The organism is Micromonospora sp. KC207 (genome assembly GCF_004348615.1).
Classification (GTDB): Bacteria; Actinomycetota; Actinomycetes; order Mycobacteriales; family Micromonosporaceae; genus Micromonospora.
Genome location: NZ_SMKJ01000099.1, coordinates 1 through 20,559 on the forward strand (window position 1 = coordinate 1; position 20,559 = coordinate 20,559).

General features: G+C 67.1%; 16 protein-coding genes. 7 read left to right on the forward strand and 9 right to left on the reverse strand.

Annotation, left to right across the window (positions count from 1 at the left end; genetic code table 11):
* Together E1258_RS14755 and E1258_RS14760 are read left to right on the forward strand one after the other, a co-directional pair.
* A partial coding sequence (locus E1258_RS14755; RefSeq protein ID WP_207919562.1) for a cellulose binding domain-containing protein occupies window positions 1-302 on the forward strand: 302 nt, incomplete at its 5' end.
* Between the two features lie 1,747 nt (window positions 303-2,049).
* Window positions 2,050-2,943 (forward strand): transcriptional regulator, encoded by an 894-nt coding sequence (locus tag E1258_RS14760; protein ID WP_243715456.1) that lies wholly within the window; start codon window positions 2,050-2,052, stop codon window positions 2,941-2,943.
* 224 nt (window positions 2,944-3,167) lie between these two features.
* Here E1258_RS14760 and E1258_RS14765 read toward each other — a convergent pair whose 3' ends face one another.
* Complete coding sequence (locus tag E1258_RS14765) at window positions 3,168-4,457, reverse strand: cation:proton antiporter (protein WP_243715457.1); 1,290 nt, start codon at window positions 4,455-4,457, stop codon at window positions 3,168-3,170.
* A 615-nt stretch (window positions 4,458-5,072) separates the two neighbouring features.
* Here E1258_RS14765 and E1258_RS14770 point away from each other — a divergent pair.
* A complete protein-coding gene (locus E1258_RS14770) occupies window positions 5,073-6,257 on the forward strand; it encodes a Cmx/CmrA family chloramphenicol efflux MFS transporter (RefSeq protein ID WP_132400972.1) in 1,185 nt (394 codons plus the stop codon).
* A gap of 76 nt (window positions 6,258-6,333) precedes the next feature.
* On the opposite strand, the gene E1258_RS14775 is transcribed toward E1258_RS14770, so the two are convergent.
* From E1258_RS14775 to E1258_RS14810, 8 genes are all read right to left on the reverse strand, one after another.
* On the reverse strand, window positions 6,334-7,491 hold the full coding sequence (locus tag E1258_RS14775; RefSeq protein ID WP_132400936.1) for a 3-deoxy-7-phosphoheptulonate synthase: 1,158 nt from the start codon (window positions 7,489-7,491) through the stop codon (window positions 6,334-6,336).
* Window positions 7,492-7,557: 66 nt separating this feature from the next.
* Complete coding sequence (locus tag E1258_RS14780; protein ID WP_132400939.1) at window positions 7,558-7,860, reverse strand: chorismate mutase family protein; 303 nt, start codon at window positions 7,858-7,860, stop codon at window positions 7,558-7,560.
* Window positions 7,857-8,705, reverse strand: a complete 849-nt coding sequence (locus E1258_RS14785) for a prephenate dehydrogenase/arogenate dehydrogenase family protein (protein WP_243715459.1) — start codon at window positions 8,703-8,705, stop codon at window positions 7,857-7,859. The genes E1258_RS14780 and E1258_RS14785 overlap by 4 nt, the downstream gene beginning before the upstream one ends.
* Window positions 8,706-8,752: 47 nt before the next feature.
* Complete coding sequence (pabB, locus tag E1258_RS14790; RefSeq protein ID WP_132400945.1) at window positions 8,753-10,810, reverse strand: aminodeoxychorismate synthase component I; 2,058 nt, start codon at window positions 10,808-10,810, stop codon at window positions 8,753-8,755.
* Between the two features lie 54 nt (window positions 10,811-10,864).
* Window positions 10,865-12,445, reverse strand: coding sequence for an MBL fold metallo-hydrolase (locus E1258_RS14795; RefSeq protein ID WP_132400948.1), 1,581 nt, complete (start codon window positions 12,443-12,445; stop codon window positions 10,865-10,867).
* Window positions 12,446-12,473: 28 nt separating this feature from the next.
* A complete protein-coding gene (locus tag E1258_RS14800) occupies window positions 12,474-15,227 on the reverse strand; it encodes an AMP-binding protein (RefSeq protein ID WP_132400951.1) in 2,754 nt (917 codons plus the stop codon).
* Window positions 15,202-16,383, reverse strand: coding sequence for a hypothetical protein (locus E1258_RS14805; protein ID WP_132400954.1), 1,182 nt, complete (start codon window positions 16,381-16,383; stop codon window positions 15,202-15,204). The genes E1258_RS14800 and E1258_RS14805 overlap by 26 nt, the downstream gene beginning before the upstream one ends.
* On the reverse strand, window positions 16,380-17,393 hold the full coding sequence (locus E1258_RS14810) for a diiron oxygenase (RefSeq protein WP_132400957.1): 1,014 nt from the start codon (window positions 17,391-17,393) through the stop codon (window positions 16,380-16,382). The genes E1258_RS14805 and E1258_RS14810 overlap by 4 nt, the downstream gene beginning before the upstream one ends.
* Window positions 17,394-17,641: 248 nt before the next feature.
* Here E1258_RS14810 and E1258_RS14815 point away from each other — a divergent pair, with 248 nt between their 5' ends.
* From E1258_RS14815 to E1258_RS14830, 4 genes are all read left to right on the forward strand, one after another.
* Window positions 17,642-17,947, forward strand: coding sequence for a hypothetical protein (locus tag E1258_RS14815; protein WP_007076235.1), 306 nt, complete (start codon window positions 17,642-17,644; stop codon window positions 17,945-17,947).
* Window positions 17,948-17,966: 19 nt separating this feature from the next.
* Window positions 17,967-18,665, forward strand: coding sequence for an SDR family NAD(P)-dependent oxidoreductase (locus E1258_RS14820; RefSeq protein ID WP_132400960.1), 699 nt, complete (start codon window positions 17,967-17,969; stop codon window positions 18,663-18,665).
* Window positions 18,666-20,078 (forward strand): class I adenylate-forming enzyme family protein, encoded by a 1,413-nt coding sequence (locus E1258_RS14825; RefSeq protein WP_132400963.1) that lies wholly within the window; start codon window positions 18,666-18,668, stop codon window positions 20,076-20,078.
* 75 nt (window positions 20,079-20,153) lie between these two features.
* Window positions 20,154-20,559, forward strand: a 406-nt coding sequence (locus E1258_RS14830; RefSeq protein ID WP_132400966.1) for a tryptophan 7-halogenase, incomplete at its 3' end; no start/stop codon positions are given.

Here is a 20,559-nt window from a genome sequence, read left to right on the forward strand (position 1 = left end):
GCACCTGCGCTGCCACCTACCGAGCGGTCAACAGCTGGCCCGGTGGCTTCCAGGGTGAGGTCATCGTGGCCAACAACACCGCGAGCACACTCAACGGCTGGACCGTACGCATGACCCTGAGCGGCGGCCAGGCCTTCAGCAGCGTCTGGAACGGCACCAACACAGGCACCACCGGCAACGTCAGCGTCAAGAACGCCCCCTACAACGGCACGTTGGGCTCGAACGCCACGACCACCTTCGGGTTCACCGCCACCGGCGACGGCGCCACCCCGCCCAGCAACATCACCTGCACCAGCCCCTGAGCACGGCAGCCGGTGGGGCCCGGAGCCATCTGGCTCCGGGCCCCACCGGTGTCCGGACCGCGAGCCCGCCGCGCCCTCGGTGGCCCATCTACCGATGACCCGGCCGGTGAAGCTGGTGCGACCTCGGTGGTTGGCAGGAGAGCGATCATCCGCACTCGGGGCACCGGACAGAGCAACTCGTTGCGGAAGAGCGGCGCAGTGTCCAACAGCGAACCCACGAACGGTGCGTCACCTTATCCCGGCAGGGGTCCGCCAGGCGCCACGAGGAGCCCGCGCAGCAGCCAGCCGGTCCCGATCCCCCTCCCCGGTCAGCGCAACCGGCTGACGGTAGCGGCGTGCGTCCGGTCCACCTGCTCGGCAAGGAGCCGCGCCGCGCTGTCGATGATCGACTGATGGGTGTCGCTGGGCGGGCCCGGCCGTCAGCGTCGACGCCCCGGTAGGAGAAGCGCGGCGCCGGCCCGGTCGGCGGGAGCGGGTCGCCCGGGTAGGTGGAGCCGAATCCGACAAGGTAGATCACCGCCTGGGGCACCCGAGGCACCGCCGACTCGCCCTCTCTGTCGGCTGCGGGGGCACACCGCAGCCGGCGCGACCCGCGTCGAGTTGGGCGGGCAGTGCGGCTCGGCCGCCGAAGCCGGGCAAGCGCCGGGGTAGCTTGCGGAGCACCGAAAACGGTCGGCGGTCGTACCGGCCAGGGAGCCGCCCGACCCTGGTTCCGACGGCTCCGAAGGCGGTGTCCAGCCGAGCCCACGAATGCCAGGGCGACCGAGTGCCGGTCCGGGGGTTATTCCGCTGCGATGACAAACAGATTTCCCCTGCGGTGGGAGTCCCGGGACCCAATCTTTTTGCTCGGCACAAGGTGGTCCGCCGGGGAATTTTCGTTCGCCTTATTCAGCAAGGGTTGGCTCGCCGTTCAATTTCTTAACGCAACGGCATCACGCCTCACTCGCCCCACCTGTCCATAGAGGCCGCCTCCTGTGGTGAATTCCCAGCTCAGGACGCCCGTCCACCAACTACGTAATTCGCGTGTCCTGCACGCCCACAGACGCGACCAAGCGTCGCAGCGGACCTGGTTGCCGGGTATGCGCCGCAGTGGCCGACATGATCGGAGACGTCACAGACGAGTGATCTCAATACATTTCTACGAATCGATTGACGCGCCTTGCACTGCTGGTTATCGTCACTTCGCGGTAACAGAAGGTCGCAGGTGGATCATTCCGTCCGCTAGAAAGGATCGCAGTCGCATGGTGCAGCGAGTGCGCAGGTCCGGTAGCGCGAACCAGTTCAGCGTCAGCGGTGGTAGCCGCGGGTGCGGTGGTGCCAGTGCGTTCGGGAGAACCCGCCGGCTGCCGTGGCTGGTCGACCCCGGTCGCGGGTTCAGACGTTCGTCGGCGAAGCCTGTTTGAGATCGACGGCGACGAGTTGGTTGGCCCCTCCCCGGCGCCTGTGACGGCAAGGGTGTAGCCCATCGCGGTCGGTGCGCCCGGCGAGCGATGCCCAGACCATGCGGAAGCGGCGCGTGGGGAACGACCATGTGCAAAGAGATCATTTCTGCGGTCGGAGCAGCCATGAGCCGCCGAGGGGCGGTTGCATCGGTTTTCCTCGGCCTTCGCCCGCGCCAGCGGCCCGCACGCCTTCTCCAGCCATCACCTGACCCCTGGAGGGATTCATGCCGGAAGTTGTCAAGTCCGGGCAGGAACCAAGCTCCGAAATCGAGATAAGCTCCCTACTCCCGGCAGACTCTCCACGTATGAAAATCGACCACGAGCATGTGAGAGTGCTGGCCGAAAGCGAGGTGGAGTTTCCCCCGATCTTGGTGCACCGAGCGACCATGCGTGTCGTGGACGGGATGCACCGGGTGCGGGCCGCGATGCTGCGCAGCCGGCACACCATTGCGGTTCAGTGGTTCGACGGAGACGAGCAGAGGGCTTTCCTGCTCGCGGTAGAGTCAAATATGAGGCATGGCCTGCCGTTGTCACGCGAGGAAAGAAAGAATGCCGCCCTGCGAATCCTGCGTTCTCATCCGGACTGGTCGGATCGGAGCATCGCGGAGATGACCGGCTTGAATGCCAAGAGCGTGGGGGAGATCCGACGGCGTTCGACTGAGGCAAGTTCCGAGTCGTTGGCGCGCATCGGGCGTGACGGCCGGGTGCGTCCCTCAAGCGCCGCAGCCGGACGCTCCGCAGCCGCAGAGGTGATCAAGCAGAACCCGACGGCATCCCTGCGGGATATTGCACGACAGGCCGGGATCTCTGTGGGAACCGCGCGGGACGTCCGGCAGCGCTTGGCCAACGGCCAGGAGCCGATCCCCGCCAAAGCTCGGAAGGAGGATCCGGCGAGTAGCAGCCTCATGGCGGCCGGGGCGAAACGCACGGATGTGGGGGCCGTTCCTGATCTCGCACGCCGCATCACGCTCTTCGACGGGCTGCGCAGAGATCCCTCGATCCGGCTCAGCGAGAGCGGACGGCTCGTCCTGCACCAGCTGCGTACGCAGTTGCGAAGCACCGAGGAATGGAAGCGCCTCGCCCCCACCATTCCGATGCATGGCAGGAGCGCCGTGGCAGACATACTGTCCGCCTGCGCGGATGATCTCATCGGGATGGCGCGAGAACTACGCAGGATCGAAGAGTCGCTGGCGGGCTGACCTACCGCTCGCCGTCTACGCGCCGGCAGCAGGCGTCGGGCGCGCCCCGTCTCGCCGTCGACACTGACCGGTGCCGCGTGGCGCAGATTCGTACGTGTCCGGATTGGACCAGCGGTCGTGCGATGAGCGTGGGCGAGAAACGCAGGCAGGCAGGATCATCCGGCATCCGGACACCACCGCGCCAAGATGGGCTGCGGCTAGCACCGACGGGGTGGGCAGGTGCGCTACTCCCCCGGCGGCCGGGCAGCTACCGACCGGCCTGGCACCGTTCGCGCCGTCTCCCGCCACTCCTGGGACAGCTTCAGCAGGTCGGCGTCGATCATCTGTCGAGGGTAGGACCACCGCAGCAGCGGCGCGGTCATGGCTGTCGTAACCACGGCCATGACGACCATCAGCGAGTACAGGTCGCTGTCCAGCAGATGCAGTTGCAGGCCGACGCCGAGAATGATCAGCTCGGTGAGGCCCCGGGTGTTCATGAGGACACCCAGTGTCGTGGCCACCCGCCCGGGCTGGCCGCCGGCCCGCGCACCGGTGTACGCGCCAATGAACTTGCCACCGATCGCCACAAGAAGGATCAACGCCAACTCGCCGAACCCGTCGTCGCCCACCGCGGCCAGATTCACGCTCAGCCCGGCTACCGCGAAGTACGCCGGCAACAGTATCCAGGTGACCATGCCGACCCGGTCACTGACCTGCGTGCGCAGCCGTTCGGTACCGTGACGCGGCATGATCACACCGGCGAAGAACGCACCGAAGATGAAGTGCAGTCCGAACCATTCACTGAGCCCGCCGGAGAGAAGTAGCAGCACGATCAGCACAATGACCGGCCCAGCGGTGAGTTCCCGCTCGGCAGTTCGTCGGCCGCCGCGGGCCGGTGCGGAGACGATCCTGCCGAGCAGTGGTCGCACCACCCACACCATCACCAGCGCGTAGGGCAGGGCCAGCAGCACCTGCCAGAAATGCTGGCCGCCCGTGAGCGTCACGATGGCGGCAAGCAGAAACCATGCCACCACGTCCCCGATGGCCGCGCTGGCCATCGCCAGCGCACCGAGTCTGGTGTGCTGTATGCCCCGGTCGGTGAGGATGCGGGCCAGTACCGGGAACGCCGTTATCGACATGGACGCCCCCATGAACAGCACGAACCCCAGGTGGTTGGGGACCTTGTGGTCGTGCCACAGGTACAGCGCGAGCAGGCAGCCGAGCCCGAACGCGAACACCATCGATCCGATCGAGACACCGACCGCCGCGCGTCGGCTCCCCCGTAACAGCCTGTGGTCGATTTCGAGGCCGACGACGAACATGAACAACGCGACGCCGAGGTTCCCGAGCGTGACGAGGTGCGGTCGGACGTCTGGGGGAAAGAGGGTTTCCGAGACGGCACCGTTGAACAGGGACGGGCCGAGCAGGATTCCGGCCAGGATCTCGCCGACCACCGGTGGCTGCCCGAACCGTTTCGCCAGGGTGCCGAGCAGGTGCGCGGCCGCCAGGATCAGTGCCAGGGCGAACATCGTCATTGCGGTTTGATGGGGGGCCATGAGACCTCATCTCCATTTGTGACGTGACCAGGTGGAGGGCTTCGCCGGCTACGTGGCGACTTGGGCCGGGAGGACTCGACCGCATCGTGGAGATCGTCCGCGGACAACCCGGGACAACGGGATAGGCCCGCAAGGGGCGGCAGGGCGGCTTGTTTCAACCGGTCGGCCAAGCGCCGCCGCCGGGCCGGCGAGCCGCGCCACGGCCAGGGCAGGATCCGCCGGCGTTGAACGACGCAGTGCCGCGTCCGCGCCCGTGGCGGACTCACCGTCTGCGCGGGCCATGGCCACTTCCAGCGAATCCGCTGACGGATCGCGAACCCGGCCCAAGCGTTAGACAAGGCGACCCAGGCATTGCTATGTTGTGGTCGTGTCTACTCCTGAGGCGGAAAGAAGCTAGCCATCGGTGATTCGATGGCTGATCGCGTAGTCGGGTGACAACCTGCTCCGAAGCAGAGCAGCGCTTCGTGTGTCTCCTGCCGTTGATCAACCGCATCGTGGGATCTCGCCTGTGCCTTCTCACCAGGCTCTTTCAACGCACCACCCCCGTGTGGTGTCGCGTCCCCCCTTCGTGTGCGAAGTAGTTGGAGCTTCTCAATGCCTTTCGCCATCTACGTCCTTGGGCTGGCTGTTTTCGCCCAGGGAACGTCGGAGTTCATGCTTGCTGGTCTAGTACAGGACATCGCCGCCGATCTTGGCGTGTCCATCCCGGCCGTAGGCTCACTGACCTCGGCCTTCGCCGTCGGTATGATCGTCGGTGCGCCGCTGGTCGCGATGCTGAGCATGCGCTGGCCCCGCCGCAGGGCGCTGCTGACCTTCCTGATCACCTTCCTTCTGGCGCACGTGGTCGGCGCGCTCACCTCCAGCTTCGAAGTGCTGCTGGTGACCCGGGTGATCGCCGCGCTTGCCATGGCCGGCTTCCTGGCCGTGGGCCTGGCCACCGCAGCAGGCATGGCCGGTCCCCAGGCCAAGGGCCGGGCCACGTCGGTGCTGCTGAGCGGCGTGACCCTCGCCTGCGTCGCGGGAGTTCCCCTTGGTGCCGTACTCGGTGAGGTCTGGGGCTGGCGTTCGGCGTTCTGGGGCGTGGCCGCCATCTCCGCACCTGCCGTCATCGCCATTCTGCGTTCCGTGCCGCCCACCCCCGTTGACCCTGACGCCCCGACCGCCCGGCACGAACTGCGGGCGCTGCGCAGCCCCCAACTGATCGTGACGCTGCTACTGGGTGCGTGCGTCAACGGGGCGACGTTCTGCTCGTTCACGTATCTGGCACCGGTGATGACCGAGGTCACCAGCCTCGGCACCGGCTGGCTGCCGGGCATCCTGGCGCTGTTCGGCGTCGGCTCCTTCATCGGTGTCAATCTGGGCGGCAGGCTGGCGGACAAGCGGCCCATCCAGGTGGTGACAATCGGCGGTGCTGCGCTAATGGCAGGCTGGATCCTGTTCGCCCTCACGGCAGCCAACCCGGTCACCGCCCTCGTGTTCGTGTTCGTGCAGGGAATTCTCTCGTTCGCCGTCGGCTCCACGCTGATCTCGCAGGTTCTCTACCTGGCCTCGGATGCACCGCGGCTGTCCGGCGGGTTCGCCACCGCGGCGATGAACGTCGGTGCCGCAGCCGGTCCGGCCCTCGGTGGCGTGGCCCTCAGTGCGGGCCTCGGCTACCGGTCGCCGCTGCTGGTCAGCGCGTCACTGGTGGCCGTTGCCCTGTTGCTCGGGGGCGCGGCCCGTGCGTTCGGCCGCAGCACCGTACGCAGCCAGGCGGAACTTCAGGAAGTTCACCTGTAACCGGCTGCACTCGGTGGCCCGTACCCCGGCTGGTGGCCCCCTCCGCCGGGATACGGGCCACCGTCATGCGGGCCCGCTACAGCAGCGCGAGGAAATGCGCGACCATGCCAGCCGACTGTTCGGGATTGAGCCGTGGGTCGCAGGTTGACCGATAGTCGGAGAATTGCGGATCGGCGGTGAGGGCGGAGACGCACTCGGTCACCGGGTCCGGGGTCAGCTCCAGGTGCAGACCGGCGGGCCATCGCCGGTTGGCCTGGAGGATGCGGGCAAAGGAAGTGATCTCGGCCCGCATCGGCTCGATCAGCCTCGTCTTGAAGCCGGACAGCCGTAGACCGTTGCCGTGCATGGGGTCGCACAGCCAGACGACCGGCGCGCCGCACCTCGCCACCGCCTCGACGACCGGCGGCAGCAGCCGGTCCACCTCCTTGGCGCCGAAGCGGACGATGAACGTCAGCCGCCCCGGGACATCCTCCGGGTTCAGACTCCGGCTCAGCTCGACGGCATCCTGCGGCGACGTGGACGGACCGAGCTTGACGCCGATGGGGTTGTGCACGGCCTGAGCGAGTTCGAGATGCGCGCCGCCGGGATTGCGGGTCCGCTCACCGATCCAGCCGAAGTGCGTGGACGCGCTGTACCCGCCCCGCACACCGTCGCGGACCAGTGGGCTCTCGTAGGGCAGCAGCAGAAGTTCGTGGGAAGCGTACACGCGCTCGGTGATCGGCCGTCCCGACCAGGACCTGCGGATCTCGTTGAGCACTGCCCCGGAGCAGTGGTAGGCGGTGATCAGCCGACGCGGGTCGGGGGTGCGCAGTACGGGGTCGAAGGCGGGGTCGTTCACGGCGTCGCCGCAGTAGCTGGGCATCTGCCGGCCCGAGTCCTCCGTCTCGAACGGGGAGGATCGTGGTTTGCCGTACTGACCGGCAATCCGGCTGATCGGCACGGTGGGAAGTTGGCTGCCGGCACGCAGGAGTGCAGCGAGTCCCTGCAGGTGGTCGACCTTCTGCCGGACGAGGTCCGGCACGGCCTCATGGAACCGCTCGGCGCAGTCGCCACCCTGCAGGACCAGCGCCGAGCCCTCGGCGACCAGTGCCATGCCCCGCGTCAGGTCGACCACCTCGTCCTCGGTGGTGAGCGCCGGCAGTCCGGCCAGTTCGCGTTCCGCCTCCGCCAGCGCCGCCTCGTCAGGCCAGTACGGCTGTTGCAGAGCCGGCCGCCGGGTCAGAGATGTGTACATCGTGTCCTCCTTCGCCCCACAAAGGAGCTGTCGCTTGCGCTGTCGCCTTCTGCCGGCACCGGAGGGTCACCGCCGGTCACTGGCTGCCCGACTCATCACCACGTCTTCGACCCGGCACATCTCGCCGATGATGGCGTCGTAGAGGTTCGCCAGGAAGTCGGCGTCGAGGCCGTTGGCGGCGGCGTACTGGGCCGCCCTCTCCTTGACGAGCCGAACCCTGCCGGGCTGCATCATGGGCAGGTCGTGCCGTGCCTTGTACTCCGCGATCCGGACTCCGCACTCGATGCGCCGCCGCAACGTGTCCAGCAGTCTCTCGTCGAGAAGATCGAGTTCCGCACGCAGGTCGTTCAGATGGTCCTGGTCGGTCATTGGTTCGTGTCGCCTCCGCCCGTCTGGTGGATGATCCGGACGACCTCTCGGCAGCGCTTCTGGTGCTCCCCGAGTCCGGTTCCCATCAGCCGTCGCAGGTCCTCGAAGGTGGCGTCGAGGCCCTGCTCGCCGTCGTCGACGACGCTGGTGAAGGCACGCAGTCCATCTGCGAGGGCCTGCCGCGCCGCGTTCGCGTAGGGATTGACGCGCTGAATTTCCTCGTACACCTCGGGGCTGCCGTCGAGCACCCGGGCCAGCAGGGCGAGCAGGGTCAGGTGGGGCGGTGGGGCGGTCGCCGTCAGTTGCTCGACGTCCACGCCCAGCTTTGGAAGCGCGAGTCCGAAGGAGAGGATCATCGCGTGGGTCAGCGCCTGGCTGGCGGCCGTCGTTCGGTCATGCTGCTCTGGTGTGCACCGCACCAGCCGGCCACCCCATCGTTCGACCAGTCCAAGCAGGGCCGTCACGCCCGGGCCGTCCCGCGTCACCACGGCGGCCACCGGGCGGCCGGGCATCCCTGCGGCCGGCGCGAACATCGGGTTCAGGCCGACGTGTTGGATGTCGATCGCGCGAGCCTCGAGCTCAGCGGCCATGCGCGTCTTGACCGACAGGGTGTCGGCCAGCACCGCGCCGGGCCGCATGAGGTCCGTGACCGGCCCGACGGCCTTGAGGGCGACCTGCTCGTGCACCGCCAGGAGGACGAGATCCGCGCGGGTGATGGCCTCGGCAGACGCGGGGTCCGGATCGGTGATGTCCGCTACGAGCCACCGGACCGGGTCCGTGCCGCCCGGCACGAGGTCCACGATCAACGGGTCACTGCCCGACTGCCGCAGCAGATCGGCGAACATGGCGCCGACCGCGCCGCCGCCACCGACGACGACGCACCGCCGAAAGGTCATCGTCGCCCACCCGCCATCGCGGCGCTGTCAAGGGCGGAGAGCATGGCGCGCGCCTTGACGACAGTCTCGATGAACTCCTCCTCGTGGTCGGACAGGGCCACGATCGCGCCACCGACGCCGAACTCCGCCTGCCCTGCCGAGAGCACGATGGTGCGGATGACGATGCTGAGGTTGGCCGCGCCGCTGAGGGAGAACCAGCCGAGCGCGCCGGAGTACACCCCACGCGGCCCGCTCTCCAACCGGTCGATGATCTCCATGGTGCGTTTCTTGGGCGCGCCGGTCATGGAGCCGCCCGGGAAGGCCGCCCGGACACAGCCGGCGGTGGTCGTGCTGGGGCGCAACTTGCCGCGGATGGTCGACACCAACTGGTGCACGGGCGCGTAGGTCTCGACTCCGAACAGCCTTGGCACATGGACCGAGCCGATCGCGCAGACGCTGTTGAGGTCGTTGCGCACCAGGTCGACGATCATCAGGTTCTCGGCCCGGTCCTTCTCCCTGCTGGCCAGATCCCGCCGGAGCCGCTCGTCCTCCTCCGCGCTGTCGCCCCGCGGCCGCGTCCCCTTGATGGGCTTGGACTCGACGCTGCCGTCCGTGCCAATGGTGAGAAACCGCTCGGGCGACGCGCTGAGCACCGCCAGCTCCGGGAACTCCAGCAACGCGCCGTATGGCACTGGGCTGATCGTACGCAGCGCGGAATAGAGCTCCGACGGCGTCGACTGCGTGGGCACCGTGACCATGTTGGTCAGGCAGATCTCATACGACTCGCCGTTGCGGATCTCCGCCAGGCACGCGTCGATGCGTTTGAGGTAGGCGTCCTTGTCGAGGCGTGCCTGCGCCCGGGGGCCGAAGTCCGTCGCCGCCTCGGTGCTGCCGCGCAGGACGGCCGTGTTGTCCGACGGGGTCCACTCGCCCAGGGCGGCCAGACGCTCGGCCGTGTCCGTCAGCCAGGCGCGCGCCCCGGTGTCCTGGCCACGCCGCTCGAGCGCCAGCAGGTAGCAGCAGCGATCCTCATGGTCGAGCACAATCAGCCGGTCGACGAACAGCAGCGCGGCGTCCGGATGGGCGGACTGGTGCGCGGGTTCACCGATCGTCTCTGCCTTCAGTTCGTAGCCGAGATAGCCGACGTAGCCGAGGTTGAACTCGAACGGCAGGGCGTCCGGCAGGGGGGTGCGCCGGCGGTCGAGCTGTTCTTCCAGGTACGTGAAGAAGGGCTGGCGGAGCTGTGTCGCCCGGCCGTCGGCCCCGCGGACCGAGACGGTCCCGTCCGCCACCCGGTAGGTCACGTACTCGGCGAGCGGGCCGCTGTCGTCACCGAGGAACGAGAACCGTGAGATGCCTTCGAGGAGGGCGCTGCTGTCCAGCCAGTACGTCGAGCCAGAGGTCGACAGGCAGGTCCTGTGCACCGCTTCCGCGTCCGGCAGCACCTCGACCCGGCGAACGTGGGTTTCGTAGGGCGGGGCCTGCTCCCGCCGGACGCGGTTGATGGAAAGCGCGAGGTCGCGAAAGTTCGCCAGCAGTTCGCGGCCGAAGTCGCTGCCCACCGACTCCGGGTGGAACTGAACGCCCCACAGGGGTCTCTCGCGGTGCCGCAGGCCCATCACCACGCCGTCGTCGCTCCAGGCGATCGCCTCGAGTTCGTCGGGGAGTTCGCTCGCCGCCAGCGAGTGGTAACGGACGGCGTCGAACGGCGACGGCAGCCCCTTGAAGACGTCCACGCCGGTGTGCCGCACCTGTGACACCCGGCCGTGCATGGGGCTGGGGGCCGGGCCGACGGTCCCGCCGAACATCTGGGCGATGCCCTGGTGGCCGAGGCAGACGCCGAGCACGGGAAGGCCGCTTTCCAGGATCGCCTGCCGACTGATGCCGAAGTCCCGTGCCCGCTCGGGGCTACCGGGGCCTGGCGACACGACGACGGCGTCGAAGTCCTCGACGCGGATCCGCGACCACTCCGAGTCGTTGCGCACCACGACGGGCGACTGACCGGTGGCCTCGCCGATGTACTGGAAGAGGTTGTAGGTGAACGAGTCGTAGTTGTCGATCAAGAGAGTACGCATGGCAGGGCACCTTGTCGTCGGGGGACGCGGCGAAGGGTTCGATGGAGTGCGCCGTCACCGGCGCAGCGTCCGTCGGAGCTGCAGCCGATCGGCGGTTCTTCCCTTGTCCCGTACGTGCTTCACGAGCAGGTCGCTGTCCACGATGGCTGGATGGTTCTCGTCGTAGTCGATGGCCATCACCACGCCCAGCCAGGGTTCGAGGCCCATCGCGTAGACGTAGACCTCGTCGGGGTCCAGGGCGTCGACGATGTCCTTGGCCTGTTGGAAGTTGGAGCCGTTCAGTCGGCGGCTCTGGTCGGTGCGACGGTCGAGCGGCGCTCCGTACAGCGGGCCGTAGATCCAACTTGCCGCCGCGCCGATGCTCTCCATGCCGATGAAGACGGTGTCCACGCGGCCGATCACCTCGGCGACCTTGGCGTACATGGTCGGGGCGATGTTGGTGGAGTCGGCAGCGAACAGTACGGACCGTTCGCCGAACCGGATCAGCCAGCCGGTCTTGCTGCGAATCCGCAGGTCACCGTGTTCACCGAGGAACGGCAGGGCAACCACTTGGGCCGACCCGCAGTCCAGCGTGTCCAGGTCGTCGACCTCGACGACGCGGGAGAATCCCAACCGCCGCAGGATGCCGCCGAGGCCGGGATCGACCAAGCTCGCGTTGGAGGACTTGGGAATCAGGACCGTGCCGACCCGGTGGCGGATACGGATCAGCGTCTCGAACAACATGTGGTCCTGGTGGTTGTGGGTGATCAGCAGGTAGTCGATGCGTTCGGGCAGATCGGCGAAGGTGAACCGGTGCTCCGCCCCGCCGGGGTAGCCGCCGTAGCTAAGGACCGGGTCCACGAGGAACGTCGTGCCATCATGCCGAGCGAACACGCAGGCGTGGCCCACGTACTCCAGCACGTCGCCGGTCGCGGTGCCGGTGGGCTGCGGTGCGGGCTCGAAGTACGAGGCGAACAGTTCGGCCCGCTGATCGGTCAGTCCGAACCGCGCCGTGACATCGGCCAACTCGGCCTCCGTCAGCCCGCCCCGGAAGATCAGGTCGAGCAGTGGGCAGTTCAACGGCACGTCGACGAGCAGCTGGTCCGGGGTGTACTCCAGCATCGGTGTGGTCAGCGCGAACTCCCGCGCGTCCCGCGTGACCGGGCCGAACCGCACCTGTTGCCACGTCTCGTCGTAGTACTCCGACGCGTACATCAACGGTTCGATGAACCGGTAGTCGGCGGTTCGGTTGTCCCTGCCGTAGAAGACCTCCAGACGGCCGGCGAGCGCCGAGGGAAGCTCCTGGTAGACGGGATCCAGGCATTCACCGTGGTAGCGCGGCAGGATCTCCTCCTCCACCTGCCTGATGGCCTCGAAGAGTTCACCGAGCCGCTCCCGTTGGGGGGCGGCGGCCTGGTACCAGGACGCGATCCGGTCGTAGTGCTCGTAGGCGTGTACCCAGGGGCCGCCGTGCATCTTCCGCTGCCGGACGGCGGTGGCGTGCACCTGCGGATCGCTGAGGTAACTGTCGATGATCGAGGTGAACCGGTTACGGACGAAACGGGCCAGGGTCTGGGGCGGGAGGAGGTAAGACCAGCCGTACCAGCCGGCGATCACCGGCTCGACCGCGATGTCCTGGCGCAACGAGTAGCGCATGTCGTGGAGGTCTCCGTTCTCGCTGGTGCTAGGCCCGGGCGCCGGCCCGAGGCGCCTCCTGCGGTGTGCCGAGCAGGGCGCCGAGGATGTCGTGGTCGACCTCGCGCTGGGGCGTCCGCCAGCCCCGGCCGCCGAGCGCCGACTGCATGGCGGCCAACAACGGCAGGTGGGCCTGCCCGCTGCCGCGCGCCAGCTCGAACCACTCGGCGGGCGGGAGCACGTCGGTGGGTGACAGCCCCGCGTGGTGCAGCAACTCGGCGAGTTCGTAGGTGCGGTGGACGACGACCGCCGAGCCGGAGGAGCGGCCGTCGATCGCCGCGAGCAGGGTCCGGCTCAGTTCCCGTACATCGCAGACCGGGACGTAACCCTCCAGCCGGGGCATGGCGCGCAGCCGGCGGGCCAGCGCGATCAGCCCGGTGAACCAGTCGTCCTTCAGATAGCTCCGGTCCCCGTCCTGATGGCCGTACACCAGGCCCGCCCGGTAGCAGTCCACCGCGCACCCCACGTCCGCGAGCGCGTTCACGTAGCCCTCGCAGATCAGCTTCGATCGCGAGTAAGGGTCGGCGACGGCACCGAGCGCCGCGGCCGACAGGGGCTCAAAGTGCTCGCCCACCGATGCTGCGGACAGGAAGGCGAACGAACGCGCGCCGAACGCGGCGGCGGCACGGACGACGAGCACCGTGTTGCGTACGCTGCCCGCCATCTGGCTGTCCAACGGCAGCAGATGGTTGACCTGGTACCCGCAGTGCGCCACGCCGTCGAGGGCCGGACCTTCCCGTTGGTCCACCCACCGCTCCAAGTCGCCGTAACCGATCACTCGCACGAGGTCGTAGTCGGCGGCGTCATGCCCGAACCGCGCGCGGTGCTCGGCCAGCACCCGATCGGAGCCGGTGGTGCTCACGACCAGCACGGGGCGTCCGGTGGGCAGCAACTGGTCCAGTACGTGCCCGCCGATGAAGCCGGAGACGCCAGTGAGCAGCACCGTCCTGCCGGCCCGGTCCGGCGCCTGCGTTGCACGCCGCGTCTCCCGCCGCAGCAGCGGCAACTCGGCGCGCAGCGCGGCCAGCTCGGTTTCGGCCTGTCGGAACACGGTCTCGGCCGGGGACTCCCGGCGGACGACATCCGCGCCGTGCAGATGCCGCAGAAAGTCGACGACGACGAAGTCGTAGTCCAGCGCGGCGAACGCGGCCTCGACGGCCTGCTCGCCGTAGATCTGAGAGAGCTTGACCTGTATCTGGATCATCGCCAGGGAGCTGCCGCCCGCGTCGAAGATCGACGTGTTCGGATCGATTTCGTGTCCGAGGACGGTCGTCACGACGTCCAGCACCTGCCGAAGTTCCGGGTCGTTGGCCGAGGCTCCGCCGGAGCCTGCCGCGATGCGCTCTCGCAACGCGTTCTTGTCCAGCTTTCCGCTGGTGGCGAGCGGAAGCGTGTCGACGAACGCGATCCGGTCGGGGGCCTCCCAGGCCGGCAGCCAGCTTCTGACCCGGGCCATCAGCGCCTCCTCCGTGGCGCCGTCGGCCGTCGTCACCAGCACGATCTCCTCGCCCAGCCGCACGAGGGCCACCTCACGGTCCAGCCGGGCGGACAGGTGGGACTCGACGTGGGCGAGATTGACCCGGTGCCCGAGCCGCTTGACCTGCTCGTCGATCCTGCCCAGGTACGACAGTGTCCCGTCGTGCAGCGTGACGCGGTCACCGGTGTAGTAGGCCCGTTCGCCGTCGAGCGTCCGGAACACCCTCTGCTCCTCCGCGCGCCCGCCCACATACCCGAGTGCCACCCCGTCGCCGACGATGACCAGTTCGCCGGTCCCTGACTCGGAGTGGTCGCCGGTCTCCGGGTCATGCACGAGCGCCCGGAACCCGTCGATCGGGGTGCCGATGGCCGGTGTGAAGGAGGTCAGCTCGGCCAGCGAGAAGCACACCGTGGCCTCGGTCGGGCCATACGCGTTGAACACTCTGCTGTGTTGGATCGCTCGGTGGAATTCGGCCTTGCCCAGCGCCTCACCGCAGAACTCGATCTTCCGAATCCGTCGGCGCGCCGCGTCGTCAAGGCGGGCGTACACCGAAGGGGACAGCATCGCGAGGTCGCAGCCGTGCTCGGCGAGATGCCGGGACACCGATCCCAGCCACGACGCCTGGTCTCGCACAGGTACGACGAGGGTCGCGCCCGCGTACAGCGTCCCCAGGATTTCGCTGATGGACGCGTCGAACGACAGCGAGGCGAACTGGAGGACCTGCTCGCCCGGGGTGATGTCGAGCAGGCGGCGCAGCGAGCGGCACAGGTTGAGCAGGCCGCCGTGACCGACGTCAACGAGCTTGGGGACCCCCGTCGAGCCTGAGGTGAAGATCGAATAGGCGACGGGGGAGCCGCTCGGCCGGCGTTCGGTCACCTCGGTGGGCCACCCCACGTCACCGGAGTAGAGGGCGGGGACACCCGCCTTGTCGGCCCGTACGAGGCTCTCACGGTCGAGGCAGACGACCAGACCGGCCTGAGCCACTCGGACGGAGTCCTCGAACCGGTCGACGGGCAGGCCAGGGCTCATCGGTGTGTGAACGGCGCCGCTGCGCATCGCGGCCAGCGCCCAGATGACGGCCTCCGCCGAGTGTTCCCCGACGACGAGCACCCGCCGCCCGGGGGCGCACTCGCGGTCGATGCGTCCGGCCAGCGCGTTCGTGAGCCGGTCGAGCTCCGCGTACGTCCACGCGCGCCCGGCGGTCCGCAGCGCCGGTCGCTCGTGGTGGCGTCGGAAGATGTCAGTCAGCAGGTCGGACAGTTGCACTGCTCACTCCTATTCGCTGCTCTAGTTCGCCGAGAATGGCCGTCGCGGTCTGAGGGGACAGGAACCTTCGCTTGTACTGCAGGCGCAGCAGCGGCGGGCCAGGCCAGGACCGGTCGGCGAGGAACTTGAGATCCTCGAAGGTCCTCGCACTGTGCACCGGAATCCAGCGCCACAGGTGCGGCTCCGGGCGCATGAAGGTCGTGTCCGACACGACGATGCGCGGCATTCGACCGCTGGTGAGCGCCGTAGCGAACGAGGTGAGTTCGGACATCGTGAACCGGCCGAGTGACTCGTAGTACCGTCGGGTTCGCTCGAAGTACTCGGGCGTGTACCGCGAAATCGAGTCGGCCCGGACAACCAGCGGCTTGATCTCGACGTAGTAGCCGCCCTTCGCGGCGAAGTCCCAGCGGGAGAACGGGTACTGGAGCACCAGGCCGCCACCGATCGTGGTCAGCAGTGCGCCGGTGACGGCGCTGAGGAACGCGTCGAAGGTGAGGCCACTGCGGAGGGGGAGCCACTGCTCGGTGGAGCCCGAAATGGTCGGGATGCCCTTGCACCCCGGGGTCGGCACCTCGCCGAGCGCCTGCTGAACCTGCCCGAAGTCGGCCGTGGGCAGGCGGGCGTACCGCTCGACGGTGGCCGCGTGGTGCCGGTAGCGCGCACCGACCCTGACCGTCTCGGCGCCGCGCAGGTAGGCCCGGAGACGGGTGAGCACGTCGACGACGTCGGACAGGTCGACGACCAAGTGGCTGATCTTGACGAACACCACGTGTTCTCCGCTGGCATGCGGCCAGCACGAGAGGAGCACTGCCTCGTCGAGCCGCAGCGGGTGCGTGTTGTGGTAATCGGAAAGCAGCTCTTCCAGTTCGTCGAGATCACCGTCTACGGTGTCGTCGTGCCGGACGACACGCACGATCACGTCCTGTTCGGCGAGGTCGAGCACGTTGGCGAGCGCCTGGGTCAGCCCGAGACGCCGAACGAAGTCCACGATGGCGCTCGCGTCGTCGATACGGCGTGGGTCGATCGGGCCGATCAGGCCGGTGCAGGGATTGACGTCGCAGTCCAGGTCGAGGTGGCCGAGAAAACTGTAGATGTCGCGGACGCCGACCGCAGCCGGGCACAGTGCGATGCGTGTCGCCCTCTCCGAGGTGTTCACCGTTGCCGGTCCGTCCGTTCGCCCCAGCCGAAGTGCACCTGATCGAGGACGTCCATCTCCGACAGCAGGGTGTGCACTCCCGAGTGGTCCTGCACCAGATGCGTTCCGGTCTGCGCTTCCCGTACCTCGGCGGCAGCCTTCTCCCAGCCCGCAATTCCTTCGAACGCCATGATCGTCTCCCAGGTGGTGAAATCGGGTGCGACGAACGCTTCCAGCCCAGCGACGATCTCGTCGAGCAGGAAGCGGCGACGATCCGTCGGGAGCGCCTCGTACACCTGCTTCAGCATCTCGGCGGAAATCGATGCGTGGCAGTACTCGTCCCGGTTGTGCAGCTTCACCGTCGTGGAGTTGACCACCTGGATTTCCTGGTCGTCGGCCAGCAACTCGAGGTATGCGTTGATAGAGATCTCGGCTACTGTTGCGAAGGCGAGCGTGGTCAGGCTGCGCTCCCACCGTTCACCGCAGCGGTCCAGATGTTGCTGATGGATCGTGGTGATGTGGGAATCCGGCAGCACCCGATCGGAAAAATCCCGTTGCCGCATCCGCCTGGTCACCGCACTGCCGTTGATGTGCATCAAGGTGTGGTACTGCTCGTCCACCATGGCCTGGGCCACGGCGAGTTCCAGTTGCTGTCCCCCGATCCCGGGATACTCGCCGGCGATCACCAGTTCGAACGCGGGGTTGGCTATCCGCTGCTCGATCAACACGGTGTTCCGGTTGTAGGCCACCCAGCCCCAACTGCACAGACGTGAACGCACCTCGTCAGACAGGGACTGCCAGATCGGATGGGACCGGAACGGGATCATGTCGTCGCGGAAGTCAGGTCGGTCCCGGTCGAACAGCGCGTATACATCGGGTTCCGCGCGCTTTACGGCGGCCCGCCGGTGCCAGTTGCCCACGAGCCGGGAGATGACCGCGTTCTCCGTCGGGTCCCTCGGATCGAAAGGGGGTAGCCCGGCGAGCTGGATGTGCCCGTCCTTACTGGCGCCTGCCACCGTGTGGTCACGCATGACCCACCACTTCCTTCTGTCAATTCCCGGCCATCGGCCCTTGCCAGTCTCTGGACTTGGGCCGGCGGCCGCAAGAGTGTGCAGAATCCGGAGGGTGTTCAACTGAGTGAAAGGAGCAGTTGTACACCCGGCAGCCTCGGACACTGTTCAAGTGCCGGGCCGGCGCGGCCTTGTGTGCTTCGGTCGGCTGGGATAAAAAAACCCGGGCGCTGCGGCGTCCTGATGTCCGGCGAGAAGGAGGCCCAATCGTGGCGGATCGAATCCTGGCTATCATTGCTGCGGCGATCGACGAGATCAACAAGACCCGGGAGGAGCAGATCCCCACCAGCAACGTTCTCGACCTGTGCCTCTACGGCGATGCCGGCGTATTTGAGTCGATGCATCTCGTGGCCTTCTTGTCGCTAATCGAGGAAGGTCTCGAAGATGAATTCGGAGCTGAAGTGTCGCTGGCTTCGGAAAAGGCCGTCTCCCGCCGAGTAAGCCCGTTCAGCAGCGTAAGCAGACTGATCGGCTTCATCGAGGAGGAGCTACAGCTGGCCAGCGTGCAGAGCTAGTACGCGGATGGCCGACCACATGATCATCATGATCACCGGCACCCGGACCGGGATCGGCAGGGCGCTCGCCGAGCACTTCCTGGAGTCCGGGCATCAGGTTGTGGGGTGCAGCAGAAGACCCGCGACGATCGACCATCCGAACTATCGGCACCACCAGTTGGACCTTGCGGACGCCGGCCAGATAAGAACGATGTTCCGCAGCGTCCGGGGGGAGCACAGTCACCTAGACGCGTTGATCAACAACGCCGGCACCTCCACGATGAACCATTTCATGACGACTCCGGACGAGGTCTCCAGAAGACTCTTCGACATCAACTTCTTCGCCGTTCTCAACTGTTGCCGGGAGGCGGTAAAACTGCTGCGGAAGACGTGTGGAGCGACCGCTTCGATCCTGAATGTCTCCACTGTCGCCGTGCCGTGGGCACTGGACGGGCACTTGGCCTACTCGGCCAGCAAGAGCGCGGTCGAGCAGCTCGTCCGGGTCATGAGCAAGGAACTGGCCCCGTTCGGCATCAGGGTCAACGGCATCGGCCTGCCGCCGGTTCCCACTGTCCTGACCAGAAGCGTGCCGCAGCGAAAAATCGACGAACTCGTGGCCCGTCAGGCGATTCAACGCATCTGCACGATGCCCGACATCGTCGGCCCCGTCGAGTTCCTGATCGGTCAGCAGTCGGCCTTCGTCACGGGCGAGACGATCTTCCTTGGGGGGGTGAACTGAATGCGCGACGAACTGCTGCGGAGGTTCGCGGGATTCGGCAACCGGACGGCGCTGTTCGATCAGGGCACGGGCTTCACCTACGAAGACCTCTTGAACCGGATTCACCATACGCAGGACCGACTGGCCGCGCACGGTGTGGCACCGCACGATGTCGTGATCGTGCATGGCGACTATTCGGTGGACTCCATAGCGACCCTGCTCGCGTTGTTCCTCAACCGGAACATCGTCGTGCCGGTGGTGACGCTGAACGCGCTGGCCCTCGATACCCTCGTCGAGCACTGTCGGCCCGGGTATCTGGTCAGGACGGGAACCGGACTGGACATCCAGGACCTTCAACCCTCGGGAGACCCGCTCGCCCGGCGCGACGGTCAGCAGCGTGCCGGCACTGCGAGCATGATCGGCCGCCTGAGCACCGAGGACGCCGCAGGGCTCATCCTGCTCAGCAGCGGCAGCACCGGAGCTCCCAAAGTCATCCTGCACAATCTCGACGCCCTCGTCAGCGAGAAGCTGACCAAGAGGCCCCGACGCAGCTTCAACGCCCTGAACATCCTGATGGTGCTGATGTTCGACCATATCGGCGGCATCAACTCCCTGCTCAGTGCATTGCTCGTCGGTGGTACGGCGATCCTGCCCCGTCAACGCGTCCCCGACGAGATCTGCGGGCTGATCGAGGAACACCGGATCCTGGTGTTGCCCACGAGCCCCACGTTCCTCAACCTGATCATGGTGGGCGGGTACCACCGCAAGTACGACCTCAGCAGCCTGCGCCTGATCACGTACGGCACCGAGCCGATGTCCGAGGAGCTACTCAGGCGGGTCAACCAGAACTTTCCCGGCGTGCGGCTGCTCCAGACGTTCGGAACGAGCGAGACCGGGATCGCCACGACCACCAGCGAATCGTCCAGCAGCACCTACTTCAAGATCTCCGACGACAGCGTCGAATACCGGATTGTGGACGGCGAACTCCAACTCCGGAGCCGAACCCAGTTCCTCGGCTATCTGAACTCCTCCGACGACGCGCTGACCGAGGATCGCTGGTTCAGGACCGGGGACCTGGTCGAGGAGACCCCCGACGGCTACATAAAAATCAAGGGCCGCGCCAACGAGGTCATCAACGTCGGTGGTGAGAAACTCATCCCCCTCGAACTGGAATCGGTCCTGCTGACCAGCCCACTCGTCGAGGACTGTGTGGTGTATGGCAGGCCTAACGCCATTACCGGCCAATCCGTGTGCGTGGACATCAAACCGAAGGGCGCACTGACCCGGATGGCCGTTCGGAAGCACGTGCTGGAATTTCTTTCCGGCAGGGTCGAACCGTTCAAGATCCCATCGAAGGTCACGGTGGTCGACTCCATCGAGATGTCGGCCCGCCTGAAGAAGATACGGTCCCGACGCGGAAACAGCGAGGCGTGAACGGAGTCGACCGGTATCGCGATCAACCTCAGGAAGTCTTCGTCAGTCCTTATACGGAAATCAGGGGAGTGTGAGATGGCACGATCGAGGGTGGCAATCATCGGCGGCGGGCCGGCGGGATGCGTAGCGGGCCTCACCCTGCACAAGCTCGGCCACGACGTGACGATCTACGAGAGGGACCGGTTCCCCCGGTATCGCATCGGGGAGTCCCTACTGCCGGGCACGATGTCCATCCTGAACCGGCTCGGGCTCCAGGAGAGGATCGACGCGGAGGACTTCGTGAAGAAGCCCTCGGCGACCTTCCTGTGGGGACAGGACCAGGCACCATGGACCTTTTCCTTTGCGGCGCCCAAGGTCGCCCCGTGGGTTTTCGACCACGCCATCCAGGTGAAGCGTGAGGTGTTCGACAACCTCCTGCTGGACGAGGCCAGGAGCCGCGGGATCGCGGTGCTCGAGGAGACCCCCGTAACCGGCGTGGATC